Here is a 14,971-nt window from a genome sequence, read left to right as displayed (position 1 = left end):
TGGTGGCGCGGACTATAACGGCGGCGCGCCTCATTTCAAGCTTTGCAAGCGGTTTCCGGCGTACCGGTATCGGAATAACTGCCGTTTTCGGCTTTCAATCGCCGTGATACTCCTCCAACGACTTTTTTCAGGGCCTCACATGGGCCTTTTTCTCAAGGGTTGCAAGAACAATGAGTCCGCAGAACGACCTTGCCGCATTGAATGCGAAACTCGATTCCCTGATCGAGCTGATCGCTCGCGCCGTACCGACCGCCGCCAAGGAACCCGACTGGGCGGCGGCCGACGCCTTTGTCTGGGTACCCGAGCCGGGCGACTTGCATCCCGTGAAGAAGGTCAATCGTGTCGAGATCGACCTTCTGTGCGCCGTGTCCCGTGTCCGGGACCTGCTTCTGGACAACACCCGAAGATTCGCAAGGAACCTGCCCGCCAACAATGCGCTGCTTTGGGGCGCGCGCGGCATGGGAAAGTCCTCTCTCGTCAAAGCCGCTCATGCGGCGGTCAATCTGGAAATTTCGGCATGTGACCTCAAGCTCATCGAAATCCACCGGGAAGACATCGAGACGCTCCCCCGGCTCATGGCCCTGATCAGGAGCGCTCCCCACCGCTTCATCATCTTTTGCGACGATCTCAGTTTCGACAATGACGACACGTCCTACAAATCCCTGAAAGCCGTCCTTGAAGGCGGTATCGAGGGACGCCCGGAAAACGTGATCTTCTACGCGACCTCCAACCGGCGTCATCTTCTCCCAAGAGACATGATCGAGAACGAACGCTCAACCGCCATCAACCCGGCGGAAGCGGTCGAGGAAAAAGTCTCGCTCTCGGATCGTTTCGGACTGTGGCTCGGCTTTCACAAGTGCAGCCAGGACGATTATCTCGACATGGTGCGCGGTTATGCGGCCCATCACGGTCTGGAGATAGAGGATGAGGATCTGCGGGCCCAGTCGCTGGAATGGGCAACCACCCGCGGCAGCCGGTCGGGCCGCGTCGCCTACCAGTTCATCCAGGATCTGGCCGGACGACTTGGCAAAGCGCTGTCATAAAACAAAACCCCGGCCATGTGGCCGGGGGTCTTGATCGTACGCAGTGTGAACTCTCAGCGTTTCGGCAGGTATTTCAGCGGATCGACCGGCTTGTTGCCCTTCCGCAGTTCGAAATGCACCTGCGGCTGGCTGACCGACCCCGTTGCCCCGGCAAGAGCGACAACGTCTCCACGGCGCACCTTGTCGCCACGCTTGACCTTGAGTTCACTGTTATGGGCATAAGCAGAGACCCAGCCATCGCTGTGCCGGAGCAGGATCAGGTTGCCGTAGCCCTTCAGCTCATTGCCCGAATAGATGACGGTCCCGTCGTCTGCCGATTTGACCGGCGTACCTTCCGGCACCGCGAGATTGACGCCCTCGTTCTTTCCGCCACCCGGCTTGGCGCCGAAATCGGAAATGATGCGCCCACGGACCGGCCAGCGGAAGATTTCACTGGAGGTGTCGACCTCTTCCTGAACGCTTGCGACCATCGCAGGCGTCTTGATCGGTGCTGTCGGACGCGCCTCATTTGTCAGCGCAGGTGCGGGCAGCGCCGATTTGTCGACTGCGCCGGAAGGCGCCGCGGCAATCCCTGAGGGTGCAGCGGCCTGCGGCTGACGCGGTGGCGCGGGCACTTCAGCGGCGGCTGATCCGGCGGAGACGGATGCGGTCGTCAGATCCCGGCTGCGTTCACCCGGCTTGCGTTTCGGCAACGCACTGACCCGAAGGACTTCAGCTTCGCCGTCCTTCACCGGACCACGCTTGACGTCGGCAAAGCTTGGCTGGCTGCCAGGCTTGCGCCCCGGACGCGGCAGATCAGCGGAGGATGTCGTAACAGATCCTGTCACGATCTTCTCGTTGCTGTTCGCAGGCGGCAGCTTGACCTTGCCTGTTTCACCCGCGGTCACGCTCGTTGAAGCATTGCGTTCCGAATAGACGTAGGTCGGGATTACAATGCTTTGCCCCGGACGCACAGCCGCCGGGTCGTCGATGCCGTTCACCGCCGCAACCGCCTGGATCGGCACACCGTAACGACGGGCGATCTTGTTCAAATCATCACCCTGACGGACCTGCACCCTTGTTCCGCCAGCAGACGTCCAGCCTTTCCAGGTTTTCGCGGGAGCTGATTTCGAAGTCTCAGGCGCCGGCAAGGTGGCGACGGACGCCGTCCCGGCCGGCGCGGTTGAGGAGGCCGACGGCGCCGGGAGAGGCGCGGACTGGATCGAAGCCTGAGATTTCGGTATTGACCCGGTCGTCACCGGAGCTGACGAGGCAGGAGGCAGACCGGCAGAGGTTCCGCCCGGCCCGTTGACGATGTCCTGATAAGTCGGCTGCGGCTGCCCATTATTGAGAATTGCGCGCTGATTGTCGGTATTGCCCGTGTAGAACGGTGGCTCACCGAACCTTTCGACCGCGCTGGAGCATCCCGCGAGGCAGGCCGCGACGAGCGAGACTGTTGCCACTTTTCCCAGAAGATCCCTGCGGAGGGTACGCATCCGCTTTTTCATCGCACTAAACTCTAACCGCTAACATTGGCTGCTATGGTTAAGATTAGAAACCAGTAAGGTTTATAAAGGCTAAAGACGCCGCGCCGTTTTCCGTAAAAACCGGGAAATCGCCTCAAGTTTCAAAACGCGAGTTTGCGCGATGCACCCACCACGGCAAATCCCAGCAAGCTGATAGACTTGAGGCTCAACAAGAGAAATTCTGCGTTCTTCTGAAAGGTGGGAGCCTTCAAAGTTTATTTGCCAGGCCCGGCTGCAGCATAACGGTTCGGATCTGAACAAGGGTCTCCGCCGTCATGACATTGTCCGCCTTGTGAAACTTTATGAGCGACTGTGGCTGCTTGGGCTTCCCAACCGGCGCAACTAGGTATCCCCCGGGCTTGAGCTGTTGCACCCAGGCATCCGGAACGGCTTCGACCGCCGCGGTCACGACGATTCTGTCGTAAGGCCCCTTTTGCTTGAAGCCGGCGAATCCATCGATTTGACGGGCTTTGACGTTTTCGAGCTTGAGCGCCGCGAATCTTCGATTGGCAAGATCGGTCAGTGTCGCGAAACGGTCAATTGTCTCGACCCTGGCAGCGATATGCGCCAGTACCGCGGCCTGATAGCCGGAGCCTGTCCCGATTTCCAGAACGGAATGATCGGGAGCGAGCCTCAAGGCCTGCACGGCAAGCGCGACGAGAGACGGCGCGGAGACGGTCTGTCCGCATTCAATCGGCAGGGCCGCGTCTTCATAGGCCAGACCGTGATGACGCGCGGACAGGAAAAGGCGGCGCGGCACGCGCTCGATCGCGGACAGGACTTCCCGGGCACCTATTCCGCGCCGGCGCAGGCCGAGAACGAGCGCGGCGCGCGCTTCGGCCTCATCCGGCAGTGCCGCCCCTTTTTCGACCTGTTCGTCGCCGGGCCTCTGACCGGCCATGGGTAACTCCCCGTCCGGGATTACTGAAGTGCCCCGGCCAGGTGACTCACCAGGTCATGGGCTGTCAGGTCTATGCGTAACGGCGAAACAGAAACATATCCATCGGCAATCGCCTGCAGATCCGAATTATCAAGAACGGATTTGCCCCGATCCTCGAAACCCAGCCAAAAATACGGGTTGCCGCGGCCGTCCCGGCGCTCGACGATCGACAGGCCGCTTTGTTCGTGATGGCCCTGCACCGTTACCTTCACGCCTTTGACGCTTTCGGATGCACAGGCGGGAAAATTCACGTTGAGCAACGTGTAGGGTGGAAGCTGAAACCCGATCAGTTTCCGCAGCAATTCGGGTGCATGGTCCGCGGCCACGCGGTAGTCCGGGTCGGAAGACACCGCCCAGTTACAGGCCTGGGAAACGGCAATTGAACGAATCCCGAGAATCGCCGCCTCCATCGCACCGGCCACAGTTCCCGAATAGGTGACGTCTTCCGCCAGATTTTGTCCCCGATTGATTCCCGAGAGAACCAGATCCGGAAGAGCCGGAAGAATCTTGCGCACCCCCATGATCACGCAGTCGGTGGGCGTCCCCTTCAGCGCGAAATGGCGTTCGTCGATCTGCCTCAACCGGAGCGGATCGCTCAAGGTCAGAGAATGGGCCACGCCGCTCTGATCGGTCTCCGGCGCGACCACCCAGACATCGTCCGACAACGTCCGAGCAACGGCTTCCAGAACGGACAGGCCCTCGGAAAGGATGCCGTCATCGTTGGTGATCAGAATGCGCATGTACCCTCGCTTCGTTGGATTGATGACGGCCACAGAACGGCCTTGAGAGACGTCACGCCGGCCCGGCGACCCAAAGAGGCCGGACCGTGCGTTGTCAGCCGATCTTTTCGAGACCGCCCATGTAGGGTCGCAGAACCTCGGGCACGGTGATCGTGCCGTCCGCGTTCTGATAGTTTTCCAGCACGGCGATCAATGCCCGGCCGACGGCGATCCCGGACCCGTTCAGTGTGTGGACAAATTGCGGTTGCTTGGCGTCCGACGGTCTGAACCGGGCGTTCATGCGCCGCGCCTGAAAGTCGCCGCAGACGGAGCAGGACGAAATCTCGCGATATGTGTCCTGGCCGGGAAGCCAAACCTCGATATCGTAGGTCTTTCGCGCTCCAAATCCCATATCGCCGGTACACAGCGTCATGACCCGGTAATGCAGTCCGAGTTTCTGCAGGACCGTCTCCGCGCAGGCGAGCATGCGCTTGAGTTCGTCAAGCGACTCCTCCGGCCTCGTTACGGAGACCAGCTCACATTTCAGGAACTGATGCTGACGCAGCATGCCGCGCGTATCCCGTCCGGCGGAGCCCGCTTCGGAGCGGAAGCAATAGGTCAGCGCGGTCACCCGCAACGGCAGAGCGTCTTCTCCCAGGATTTCTCCAGCCACCAGATTGGTCAAAGGCACTTCCGCCGTCGGAATCAGATAGTGACCGGAGGATGTCTTGAAAAGATCCTCTTCGAACTTGGGAAGCTGACCTGTGCCATAAAGCGGCTCGCTGTTGACCAGGAGCGGCGGCGAGACTTCGGTATAGCCATGTTCCTGTGTGTGCAGGTCGATCATGAACTGACCGAGCGCGCGCTCCAGGCGGGCGATCTGGCCTTTCAACACGACGAATCGCGAGCCCGAAAGATTGGCCGCAGTCGAGAAATCCATCCCGCTGAGTGCTTCGCCGAGCTCGAAATGTTCCTTCGGAGCCTCGTTGAAATCGAAGGTCGGCTTTTCGCCATGCGTTTTCAAAAGCGCATTGTCGTTTTCGTCTGCGCCTTCCGGGACATCGTCATGCGGCAGGTTCGGAATCACGGCCATTGCCGCGTCCAGCTCCGCGATCAGCTTTCGTTCCTGGTCTTCGCCAGACTGGATGAAGGCCTTGATCTGGGCAACCTCGTCGATAAGCTCCTGAGCGCGCGCGTCGTCGCCCGCCCCCTTGGCCTTGCCGATTTCCTTGGAAGCGGCATTGCGCCGTTCCTGGGCTTCCTGAAGCTTGGTGATGTGAGAGCGGCGGGCGTCGTCCAGCGCGATCAGCCTAGCGGAAGAAGCCTCATAGCCCCGCTTGGCAAGGGCCTTGTCGAAAGCGTCTGCGTTTTCCCGGATCCACTTGATATCGAACATCTTCACTTCCCGAACGGCGGTCGTAGGTTTTGCGTTCCGTCAGACCGGCCGGGATGCGGAAAGGACGATACGTTAAACGGCCGCGTCTTCCGCTTCCGCTTCGCGTTCGGCCTCGCGCTCGGCGCGCTGGCGGTCCACCAGTCTGACTGACAGAATGGAGACTTCGTAGAGAAGCAGCGTGGGCAGTGCAAGACCGATCTGCGAGATCGGGTCCGGAGGGGTCAAAATAGCCGCCGCCGCGAAAGCCCCGACGATGGCGTATTTGCGCTTTTTCCTCAGATCCTCGGCCGTGACCAGACCGGCGCGGCCCAGAAGCGTCAGGACGACGGGCAACTGGAACACCAGTCCGAAGGCGAAGATCAGAATCATGATCAGGCCGAGATACTCGCTGACCTTGGCAAGGTGTTGAATGGCGACCTTGCCGTCTCCGGCCATCTGCTCCTGGGACAGGAAGAAGCCCATGGCCATCGGCATGACCAGGAAATAGACAAGGCAGGCGCCGATCAGAAAGAGAATCGGCGTCGCGACCAAAAAGGGAAGAAAGGCCCCGCGTTCGTTCTTGTACAAGCCCGGAGCCACGAACATGTAGACCTGACTTGCGACAACCGGAAACGCCAGAAAAAGAGCGCCGAACAACGCCAGTTTGAGCTGGGTGAAGAACCATTCCTGCGGCGCGGTGAAGATCATTTCAACCGGGTGGGAATCGCCAGCCGCCCGCAAGTAGGGCACGGTGAGAATGTTGTAGATATCCGTCGCGAAATAGAAGCAGATGACGAACATCACCAAGATCGCCCCAATCGACCACATCAGCCGCTGGCGCAATTCAATCAGATGCTCGATCAGGGGCGCCTTCGAGGCGTCGATATCTTCCTGGCTCATGCCTTCACTTCTTCCGTGAGCGGAGTGTCAGCCGGTTTCGGCGCCGATGCGGACGGCGCCACCGCATCCTTGGTCCCGACGGAGGTTTCTCCTCCATCAGCAGGTTCGGCACCGCTTTTTGCCGCGTCCGGGTCAGATGGTGCTTTCGGAGCGTCGGCTTTCTTGCCGGCCGCATCCTCCTCGATCGACTTTTTCAAGTCGCCCAACGGATTGAAGTTCGCCGCCTCTTCGACCTGTTTCTTCATGTCGGCGATATCTGCCTGTTTCTCGGCTTCGCGCAACGCATCATTGAAGGTCGATTGAAACTCACGCGACATGCGCCGCATTTTCCCGACCGTCTGGCCGAGCGTGCGCAGCATGCGCGGCAGGTCTTTTGGCCCCACGACGATGATCGCCACGCAGGCAATCACCAGGAGTTCGGTCCAGCCGATATCGAACATGAGAGTTTTCGTCCCTTAAGGAGACGCGACGCAGATTGGGCTCCTGCCCTAAGATCAGCTCGCTTTGGACTGATCTTCAGCTTTGGCGGACGGCGCCGCTTCGCTGGCCTGATGGTCGATTGTCTTGGGAGCGTCGGCGGTGTCGTCTTCGGCCATGCCCTTCTTGAAGCTCTTGATTCCCTTGGCAACGTCGCCCATCAGCTCGGAAATCTTGCCACGTCCGAACAGCAGAACCACCACCACTGCGATGATCAGGATCTGCCAGATACTAATTCCCATACCCTAAACTCCTACTCAACGGCTCTCGAGCCCATTGGCACTTGTACAAAAACGGCTGTCACCCTGCAACCTGTCGCAGCCGAACATTTTCGGTCCTTAGTCGGAATGATTAACCGCGGTGTTTCTTCAGACGTGGGTGTCCTCTCGCGGAAAAACAAGAACGTCCTTCGGATCGGTCGTCACCGCGACATCCATTCCCTGGTCCCAGGAGCTGCCCGCACGCACTCTTGCCTGGACCGGTTGGTTCAATCCTTCGATCGCGATCGTCAAAAGATCGACCTCCCCCACGAATCGTTTCGACCGAATGCGTCCCCGAACACCCGCAAGCCCCGCCTCGTGCAGCAAGATGCCCTGTGGCCTGACACAGATATCGACGGACCGGGCGTTTTCAACACCGTCCGCCGGCAGTACGCCCAAGGGAGTTTCGATACCCGCGCCGGTGACGGTTCCGCTGACCTGGTTCAATTCCGAAAAGAAGCGGGCGGCAAAAAGATCGGCCGGACTGTTGTAAAGTTCAGCCGGAGTACCGTACTGGACGAGCCGCCCATTGCGCATCAGAACGATTTTGTCGCCCATGCGCATGGCTTCTTCCGGATCGTGGGTCACGATGATGCAGGTTGCCCTGGTCTCCCGGATAACAGCAAGGGTGTCATCGCGAACACTGTCACGTAGCCGCTTGTCCAGGCCGGAAAAGGGCTCGTCCATCAACAGGATGCCCGGACGCGGCACCAAGGCTCTGGCCAGAGCGACACGCTGTTGCTCTCCCCCCGACAACGCGTGCGGGAAATCGGAGGCATAGTCCGCAAGCCCGACCCGTCCGAGCGCGCCGAGCGCCGCGGATCTGGCATCCTTTTTGGCCAGGGCTTTCAGCCCGAACATCACGTTGTCCAGAATGCTCATGTGCGGAAAGAGGGCATAGTCCTGAAACATCAGCCCCACACCGCGTTTTTCGGGCGGCGTGAAAACCGCGTCACCGGCCACTTCGCGACCGTTTATCAGAACCCTTCCCCGAGACTGGCGTTCGACACCGGCCGCGATCCGCATCAGCGTGGTCTTGCCGCAGCCCGAATGGCCAAGAAGACACAGGATTTCTCCCGGCGCGACTGACAGAGTCATATCCCGGACGGACTCCACGCCGTCGTAATCGTGCGAGACGTCTTCAAAAACAAGTCCCGCGGCGATGGTGGCCCCGGCTGTTCCCGGCGCGCCCCAGTCCGCCCGTTGGTCGTTGCCGTTGGCGAATGTGTTATCGTTTTGTGGCATCAAGCTCCGGCGGTTTCTTCCGTATCTTCACCGAACAGAAAGCCGTCTTCGAGCGCATCTTCCTCCTCGTTCAACGCCGCGTCGTCATTCGGCGTTGGCACCAGGAAGGAGGCCGGAACTGCGCTGTCGAGAAGACCGGCTCCTTTCAGTTCTTCCAATCCCGGCAGATCTTTAACACTCTCAAGTCCGAAATGGATCAAAAATTGTTCGGTCGTGCCATATGTCACCGGCCGGCCCGGTGTCCTGCGCCGGCCGCGCATGCGGATCCAGGTCGTTTCCAGAAGAACGTCCAACGTTCCCTTGGAAGTGGAAACGCCGCGAATTTCTTCAATTTCGGCACGGGTTACCGGCTGGTGGTAGGCGATGATCGCCAGCGTTTCGAGGGCAGCGCGCGACAGTTTTCGTTGCTCTTCCACATTCTTGTGCATCAAAAAGGCAAGATCGTCCGCGGTCCGGAAACACCATTTGCCGGCCACCTTGACCAGATTGATCCCGCGCGGCGCGTAGTTTTTCTCCAGCGTCTCCAGAAGTTTGAGAACGTCCGTTCCGTCGGGAAGGCGCAGCGTCAACTCTTCCAGCGACAGGGGATCGGACGACGCAAACAGCAAAGCCTCGACCATTCTCAGGACCGACAGGTCGTCGCGGCCAATGCTCTCCCTGTCGTCTCCCCGCTCCGAAGCGACCCCGTGTCCATCCTCAGGTGCCATGGTCTTGCTCCTTCACCACGGAGCGAATGTAGACAGGGGAAAACGGCTCGCCCTGGCGGATTTCAACCTGGCCCTCGCGGACCATTTCGAGACTGGCCGAAAAGGTGCTGGCCACAATCGTCGCCCAGTCCTTGTTGTCGTAGAGATAGTCCCGCAGATAGGCGTTCAGGGGGGCCCACTCGCTGATGCGGCCGACAAGTCTGGTCAGAAGCTCACGGGCCTCCTGAAGCGACCAGACGGTCCGCTTGAGAACCCGAACCGAGGTAACCGACTGGCGCTGCCTTTGCGTGGCATAGGCCGTCAACAGATCGTAGATCGACGCGTCCCAGATGCTCTTGTGCTGAACCGACATGGTTTCGGGCGCGCCCCGGTGGAACACATCCCTGCCCTGCCGGCTCCGGGTCATCAGTTTTTCGGCGACCTCCCGCATGGCCTCCAGACGTCGAAGCCGGAAGGCGAGCGCGGCAGCCAGTTCCTCCCCGGTCGGCTCATCCTCGTCCTTCTGCTCGGGCAGAAGAAGCTTGGACTTCAAATAGGCAAGCCAGGCCGCCATCACAAGGTAGTCCGCCGCCAGTTCCAGGCGCATGCGACGGGCTTCCGCGACAAACTCCAGGTACTGCTCCACGAGTTCCAGAATTGAAATCCTTGTCAGATCCACCTTTTGAGTGCGCGCGAGACCGAGCAAGAGATCGAGCGGCCCCTCGAATCCTTCGACGTCAACAACAAGCTGCGGATCGCTCGTCGCACGGTCTTCTTCCGCTCCGACCGCGCTCAAAAGATCGAAGGACCCGTCCTCCGCTGTCTGATTGTTTTTCCCCAAGTCCGCCATGTCAGCCGCGCCTAAACACCTTGCCAGCCCGTGATGGAACGAAACTCCTCCCAGGCCGCGTCACGATCGAACCCGGTGGCCGGAGGTTTGATGCTGTCCAAGGCCGCGTCACAGCGCTGTTTTGCCCTGCCGGCGAGTTCCGGAACGGCGGCCGCCACAGCGCGCATTTCCTCCATATCGCCGTTACAGTGCAGAACGATGTCGCAACCGGCGTCAATGGCCCTTTGCGCACGATCTGCGTAGCTTCCGCCGAGCGCATTCATGGAAATGTCGTCGCTCATGAGGCAACCGTCAAACCCGATGTCCCTCCGGATGACCTCCTGAATGACCCTTGAACTTTGCGTTCCGGGTCTTTCGTCGTCCACATCCGCATATACAATATGGGCTGTCATGCCCAAAGGCACGCCGGAAAGCGCCTTGAAAGGGCGGAAATCCACGCTTTCCAACGAAGACTTGTCCGCCTCAACCCTGGGCAGTTCAAGATGACTGTCGACGCGCGCCCTGCCATGTCCGGGGATGTGCTTGATCACGGGCAAAATCCCACCGGCGCAAGCGCCGTCCACCATGGCCTGGCCGAGGAGCGCCACGGTTTCCGGCTCGGCCGAAAAAGCCCGGTCTCCGATGGCATCGACCGTCTCGGGAAACCGGGTGTCGAGGCAAGGCAGGCAAGCGACCGTGATGCCCACATCATGGAGATCTGCCGCGATCAACCGGGCGCCGAGCCAAGCACTCTTGAGGCCGGTTTCCGGTTGCTCATTGAAAAGATCGCCGTAAAACCCCGGCGCGGGATACTTGGGCCAGTGCGGTGGTTTCATCCGCTGAACGCGTCCGCCTTCCTGATCGATCAGTACCGGCGCATCGGCTCTGCCGACTGCTTCGCGAAAGCTGGCGGTCAGAGCCCTGACCTGATCCGGCGACACGATGTTGCGGGCAAAAAGGATCAATCCCCAGGGATCGCTCCGCGAGAAGAAGACAATCTCGGCTTCGGTCAATTCCGGCCCGGCACAGCCGGAAACAAAGGCTCTGGTCATGAATCCGGCTTAGCGGGCGCCCATGGTTCCGTCAAGAAAGACAGCGCGGGTACTTGAACGGGTGTACCGTACCTGCGATTGAGAACCCTGAGGAAATTGTCCCGAACGGAGCTATCCATGCGCGCACGTCACGATATTCCAGCCGGCAGCTTGCACAGGATTTCCCTGAAATCTGAAATCCTTGAGCAAAACCGGCTCGGCGATCCCGCGACCCGCGACATTGTCGTCTACACCCCTCACGGCCACGACGGCAGCGGCCTGCCTCTTTTGGTGGATATCGTCGGTTTCACGGCCGGCGGTCCGGCGCATGCCAATTGGAAAAACTTCGGCGAAAATGTCCCCGAACGGCTCGACCGGCTTATCCACGACCGTGAACTGGCCCCCGTCGTCGTCGCGTTTCCGGACTGTTTCACCCGTCTCGGCGGCAACCAGTACATCGACAGCATCGCGATGGGCCCGTGGGCGACCTGGCTGACGACCGAGATGCTGGAAGCGGTTGAAGGCCGCTTCAAATGCGGCGGTACCGGCAGGCGCGGCATATTCGGAAAATCTTCCGGCGGATATGGCGCATTGGTCCACGCCATGAAACACGCCGATGTCTGGTCCGCGGCGGCCTGCCATTCCGGCGACATGGCTTTCGAGCTTTGTTACCTGCCGGAAATGCCCAGTGCCCTGCGTGCCATTGCGAAAGCCGGCTCCATAGAGGCCTTTGTCACCGATTTCGAGAAAGGGCCCAAATATCCGGGCAATTCGCTTCACGACATGATGACATTCGCCATGGCGGCGACTTACGATCCCGATCCGGACCCCGATGTGTTCTGCGGCATTCGCCTCCCGGTCGACCCGGAAACCTGTGAGCTTATCGAGGAGCGCTGGTCTGCCTGGCAGTCCTGGGATCCCGTGCATATGGCGGATTTGCACATCGACGCCTTGAAGTCCCTGAAGGCGTTATGGATAGAATGCGGAAATCAGGACCAATATAACCTTGTCTACGGCGCCCGGCGGCTCCACAGGAAACTGGATCGCTTCGGTGTCGCGCACGTCTACCGGGAATTCAACGACACTCATTCGTCCATCGACTACCGGCTGGACGAAAGTCTGCCATTTCTCGTCAACTGCCTGATCGACTGAAACGGCAGAAGCCACTCGGCAAACACGGGATCAAAGGCAGGCTTCCCCGCCCCTGTCCTGAACGTCGACTTCCAGATCACGGCTGCCTGCGCACGAAGCAGTCCCCGCCGGCGCCTTGCAGGCTCTGGCACAGGGTGTCCGCCTCCCCGCGGGAGCCTGTCGGAATTCGCGCTCTATAGTAGATCCCGCGATCTCCCAGATCCGCCGCTACGATCACAGCTTCACGGTTCCCCAATATGCCTGGATAGCGCCGCTGCAGACCGGAGTAGGCATCGCTTGCCGCCGCCGCGGTGCGTTGTGACGTGACCTGCACGATATATGTACCGGATGGAATGGTTCCCGTCGTCGAACCGCTGCCAGACGAGGTCGTCTGAGGGGACGCCGGGGTTGACTGGTTCAGGTTGAGCGGGCCCTCGGACCGGGTGGTTGAAGGCGTCTCGGCTTGTGCCGGAGGCGCAGTTGCGACTTGTACCGGTGCATCCGGCTTTTTCCTGGGAAGCACTGTCGGAACAGGCGCGGCCGGTTCCGGCGTTGCCACCTCTTGCGCAGCCGCAGTGTCTTCGGCCGGGGTCGGCGCGGCAGGCGCCGGTGTCTCGCTACCTTCAGAAACGACGGCCGGCGTCGCGACTGCAGGCACGCCTGGAGCCGGTGCGGCAGGCGCATCCGCAACCGGATTGGAGGCTGCCGGCACCTCCGGGGAACCGACGGGGGCGTCAGACCCGTTGCCGGAGGTAACCGGCGTTGTCGTCACGACGCGTGTCGCCCCGTCCGCAGCAGCCGGAGCAGGCGCAACCGCCACACCCGGTGCAGCGGGCGAAGCACTGTCGCCGTCGGAAATGATCGTTCCATCCGGCCGCACCACCAGGGTTCTGACGCGTTTTGGCGCACCGGGAACCAGCTCCGCTCCGCCATTGGTGTCGGCTGGCGCCGGCGGCAGCTCTGCAGGTTGCGGTGACTCAGGCAGAACCAGACGGTCCGGACCCGCATCCTGCGCACCGTCGACCCTGTCATAAATGAGCTTTGCGGCCTGATCGTTGGCGGGTGCCTGACTTTGTTCCGGATGGATCTTCAACGGTTCCTGCAATCCGCTGATGACCGGCGGAGGACCGCTTGGCACCTGGACCGAATTGCCATCGATCAGAAAGAAACCCGCAGCTCCAAGCACACCGACACCGAGAACACCGGCGGCAACGAAAACGCCCCGCCTCGACCTTTCCCTGGCATGCGGAACCGCAGCTCTCTCCGCAGAGGAATGCGGCGGCAACACGCCTGCTCCGGTCAGGCTCGGATCGCTTTCCTGCATGGCCCTGGCGACCGCATCGAGATCGTACCCTTCGGGCGGCGGTGGCGTATCGTCTTCCGCGGCCTGCGGCACCTCTTCGGCGGCATCCGGCCAGACCATATCGTCGATCTCGTCAACGCTGGTTTCAGGCTCTTGCGGCTCCTCGGGCTGACGCATGGAGGCAGCAGGTCTCCGCTCCACCGGCTCGGGGAAGTCGAGGTCGGCGAACAAGGTTTCTATGCCGGCCGGGTCGTCTTTCCTGCCGGGCGCCGTATCCAATTCGCTTCGTTCGGATCCGGGCTCCTCCGAAGGAGTGTTCAGAGCGGCGAGAAAATCGTTTTCGTCGATCGATGGCCGACGGTCTTCAAGCCGTTGCGGCTGCACGTCATACCGGTCCGGCCGGGTTTCCGGGGAAACCGAGAACGCCGCCGCCATCGACGTGCGAGGCTCGACGGGCTGAACAGTTCTGACCGGCTCGTCCTCAAAGACACTTCGGTCCCTTTCAGAGGACAACTCGACCATCGGGGCCTGCGCCGAGCGGACTTCAACGTCCACTTCCGGTTCCAATTCGACGGAGGGAGGCTCCGGCAGCTCGAAACGGGCCGCATAGCTTGGCGGTGTCTGAGGCCTTTCCGGTTGGGAAGGCGTTTCGAAGCGCTCGTCGGTCTGCTGGTCGACGGATTGACGCAAGGCTCCGATCAGCTCGTCTTCGAGTTCGGCCGTCAGATTTTCTTCCAGATCGAGCGAAAGGGAGGGAGCAAGACTTGACTGACCGCTTGCGTTCCCGGCGTCGCCGGAAATCTCGTTTAAGCCACCTAAATAAGGGTCGCGCTGGTCCTTCAGCGCAACGTCCAGTTCCGCTTCAAAGCCTCCCGGCCTATGCTCCACCGCTTCAGCGAATGCCTGCTCAAGTTCGTCCGCTTCAACGGGTTCCGGTTCCGTTGTGACGCGTTCCTCTACCGGCTGAAACTCTTGCGGGTCTTTTGGCCAAAGACTGGACACATGGTTCGAGCGGTCTTCGAGATCTTGCGGGGCGGCTTCCGCAGAAGCCTGCTGAAAACCGGCCATCGCAAGCCTTTCGGCACCTGCGCCTCGGTCTTGTGTCTGATAAGCCTCAGCCTGCGGCGCCTGGTACGGTTCCAGCCGGACCGGTTCGATTGCATGGCGGCTATCCGTCGCCGGACTGCTGCCGGTCTTTGCTTCTCCGGTAAAGGAAGGCTCGACCCGCAACGTCGAAGCCGGCTCTGGACCGGGCCCGGACTCGGATTCCGCGACATCTTCCAATCCCGCGAAATAATCCGTGGCGCCTACCCGACCGCTGCTCACACTGGACCCCACTTGCTTGTTTTTCTGGACAATGCGCGCCAATTCGAGCAGCGGATCATCAACGATCGGACGCTCCGCGCCCTCACCCGTTGAAGGCGCGCGTACACCCGATTGCTTTGTTTCGTAATCTTCTGCCATGAGCTTTACGAAAGTCGGTCCAGTCTAATCACCGTCGCGCTCATGTTATGCACATGAGCCTTC

Annotated in this window: 14 protein-coding genes; 2 read left to right on the top strand and 12 right to left on the bottom strand. The window is 60.7% G+C overall.

Going from position 1 to position 14,971, the window contains the following annotated elements; all coding sequences use genetic code 11:
• Positions 1-170 precede the first annotated feature (170 nt).
• A complete protein-coding gene (locus tag JF539_RS09040) occupies positions 171-1,043 on the top strand; it encodes an ATP-binding protein (protein WP_207139961.1) in 873 nt (290 codons plus the stop codon).
• Positions 1,044-1,096: 53 nt separating this feature from the next.
• On the opposite strand, the gene JF539_RS09035 is transcribed toward JF539_RS09040, so the two are convergent.
• The 11 genes from JF539_RS09035 to nagZ all read right to left on the bottom strand — a co-directional run bounded on the left by JF539_RS09035 (position 1,097) and on the right by nagZ (position 11,031).
• Positions 1,097-2,518 carry a peptidoglycan DD-metalloendopeptidase family protein gene (locus JF539_RS09035; protein ID WP_209017062.1) on the bottom strand — a complete coding sequence of 474 codons (1,422 nt, stop codon included), beginning with the start codon at positions 2,516-2,518 and terminating at the stop codon, positions 1,097-1,099.
• 238 nt (positions 2,519-2,756) lie between these two features.
• On the bottom strand, positions 2,757-3,449 hold the full coding sequence (locus tag JF539_RS09030; protein ID WP_207139959.1) for a protein-L-isoaspartate(D-aspartate) O-methyltransferase: 693 nt from the start codon (positions 3,447-3,449) through the stop codon (positions 2,757-2,759).
• Positions 3,450-3,469: 20 nt separating this feature from the next.
• Complete coding sequence (gene surE, locus JF539_RS09025; RefSeq protein ID WP_207139958.1) at positions 3,470-4,228, bottom strand: 5'/3'-nucleotidase SurE; 759 nt, start codon at positions 4,226-4,228, stop codon at positions 3,470-3,472.
• Positions 4,229-4,322: 94 nt separating this feature from the next.
• Complete coding sequence (gene serS, locus JF539_RS09020) at positions 4,323-5,603, bottom strand: serine--tRNA ligase (RefSeq protein ID WP_207139957.1); 1,281 nt, start codon at positions 5,601-5,603, stop codon at positions 4,323-4,325.
• Positions 5,604-5,675: 72 nt separating this feature from the next.
• Entirely contained in the window at positions 5,676-6,482 is an 807-nt protein-coding gene (gene tatC / locus JF539_RS09015) for a twin-arginine translocase subunit TatC (RefSeq protein ID WP_207139956.1), read from the bottom strand.
• Positions 6,479-6,922 carry a Sec-independent protein translocase protein TatB gene (gene tatB, locus JF539_RS09010; protein WP_207139955.1) on the bottom strand — a complete coding sequence of 148 codons (444 nt, stop codon included), beginning with the start codon at positions 6,920-6,922 and terminating at the stop codon, positions 6,479-6,481. Before tatB ends, tatC begins: the two co-directional genes overlap by 4 nt.
• A gap of 54 nt (positions 6,923-6,976) precedes the next feature.
• Positions 6,977-7,201, bottom strand: a complete 225-nt coding sequence (locus JF539_RS09005) for a twin-arginine translocase TatA/TatE family subunit (protein ID WP_207139954.1) — start codon at positions 7,199-7,201, stop codon at positions 6,977-6,979.
• Positions 7,202-7,327: 126 nt separating this feature from the next.
• Positions 7,328-8,464, bottom strand: a complete 1,137-nt coding sequence (locus tag JF539_RS09000; protein ID WP_207139953.1) for an ABC transporter ATP-binding protein — start codon at positions 8,462-8,464, stop codon at positions 7,328-7,330.
• Complete coding sequence (scpB, locus tag JF539_RS08995; RefSeq protein ID WP_236042448.1) at positions 8,464-9,084, bottom strand: SMC-Scp complex subunit ScpB; 621 nt, start codon at positions 9,082-9,084, stop codon at positions 8,464-8,466. The genes JF539_RS09000 and scpB overlap by 1 nt, the downstream gene beginning before the upstream one ends.
• A gap of 76 nt (positions 9,085-9,160) precedes the next feature.
• Positions 9,161-10,000 carry a segregation and condensation protein A gene (locus tag JF539_RS08990; RefSeq protein ID WP_209017061.1) on the bottom strand — a complete coding sequence of 280 codons (840 nt, stop codon included), beginning with the start codon at positions 9,998-10,000 and terminating at the stop codon, positions 9,161-9,163.
• An 11-nt stretch (positions 10,001-10,011) separates the two neighbouring features.
• Positions 10,012-11,031 carry a beta-N-acetylhexosaminidase gene (gene nagZ / locus JF539_RS08985; protein ID WP_207139951.1) on the bottom strand — a complete coding sequence of 340 codons (1,020 nt, stop codon included), beginning with the start codon at positions 11,029-11,031 and terminating at the stop codon, positions 10,012-10,014.
• A gap of 117 nt (positions 11,032-11,148) precedes the next feature.
• Here nagZ and JF539_RS08980 point away from each other — a divergent pair, with 117 nt between their 5' ends.
• Entirely contained in the window at positions 11,149-12,162 is a 1,014-nt protein-coding gene (locus tag JF539_RS08980; RefSeq protein WP_207139950.1) for an alpha/beta hydrolase, read from the top strand.
• A 76-nt stretch (positions 12,163-12,238) separates the two neighbouring features.
• Here the strand turns inward: JF539_RS08980 and JF539_RS27975 are convergent, their stop codons facing one another.
• Positions 12,239-14,770: an SPOR domain-containing protein gene (locus JF539_RS27975; protein ID WP_207139949.1), complete on the bottom strand. Its 2,532-nt coding sequence runs from the start codon at positions 14,768-14,770 to the stop codon at positions 12,239-12,241.
• Between the last annotated feature and the right edge of the window lie 201 nt (positions 14,771-14,971).

Source organism: Roseibium aggregatum (assembly GCF_017309185.1).
GTDB classification, from domain to species: Bacteria; Pseudomonadota; Alphaproteobacteria; order Rhizobiales; family Stappiaceae; genus Roseibium; species Roseibium aggregatum_B.
Note: the sequence above shows the minus strand (reverse complement) of the source record. Positions and strands in the feature narration are given on the sequence as shown.

Bases quoted from the DNA above. Each gene is read 5' to 3' on its own strand.
- JF539_RS09000 (WP_207139953.1), bottom strand. From the start codon at position 8,464: ATGCCACAAAACGATAACACATTCGCCAACGGCAACGACCAACGGGCG.
- JF539_RS08990 (WP_209017061.1), bottom strand. From the start codon at position 10,000: ATGGCGGACTTGGGGAAAAACAATCAGACAGCGGAGGACGGGTCCTTC.
- JF539_RS09040 (WP_207139961.1), top strand. From the start codon at position 171: ATGAGTCCGCAGAACGACCTTGCCGCATTGAATGCGAAACTCGATTCC.
- JF539_RS09035 (WP_209017062.1), bottom strand. From the start codon at position 2,518: ATGCGTACCCTCCGCAGGGATCTTCTGGGAAAAGTGGCAACAGTCTCG.
- surE (WP_207139958.1), bottom strand. From the start codon at position 4,228: ATGCGCATTCTGATCACCAACGATGACGGCATCCTTTCCGAGGGCCTG.
- JF539_RS08980 (WP_207139950.1), top strand. From the start codon at position 11,149: ATGCGCGCACGTCACGATATTCCAGCCGGCAGCTTGCACAGGATTTCC.
- nagZ (WP_207139951.1), bottom strand. From the start codon at position 11,031: ATGACCAGAGCCTTTGTTTCCGGCTGTGCCGGGCCGGAATTGACCGAA.
- scpB (WP_236042448.1), bottom strand. From the start codon at position 9,084: ATGGTCGAGGCTTTGCTGTTTGCGTCGTCCGATCCCCTGTCGCTGGAA.
- tatB (WP_207139955.1), bottom strand. From the start codon at position 6,922: ATGTTCGATATCGGCTGGACCGAACTCCTGGTGATTGCCTGCGTGGCG.
- JF539_RS09005 (WP_207139954.1), bottom strand. From the start codon at position 7,201: ATGGGAATTAGTATCTGGCAGATCCTGATCATCGCAGTGGTGGTGGTT.
- JF539_RS09030 (WP_207139959.1), bottom strand. From the start codon at position 3,449: ATGGCCGGTCAGAGGCCCGGCGACGAACAGGTCGAAAAAGGGGCGGCA.
- serS (WP_207139957.1), bottom strand. From the start codon at position 5,603: ATGTTCGATATCAAGTGGATCCGGGAAAACGCAGACGCTTTCGACAAG.
- tatC (WP_207139956.1), bottom strand. From the start codon at position 6,482: ATGAGCCAGGAAGATATCGACGCCTCGAAGGCGCCCCTGATCGAGCAT.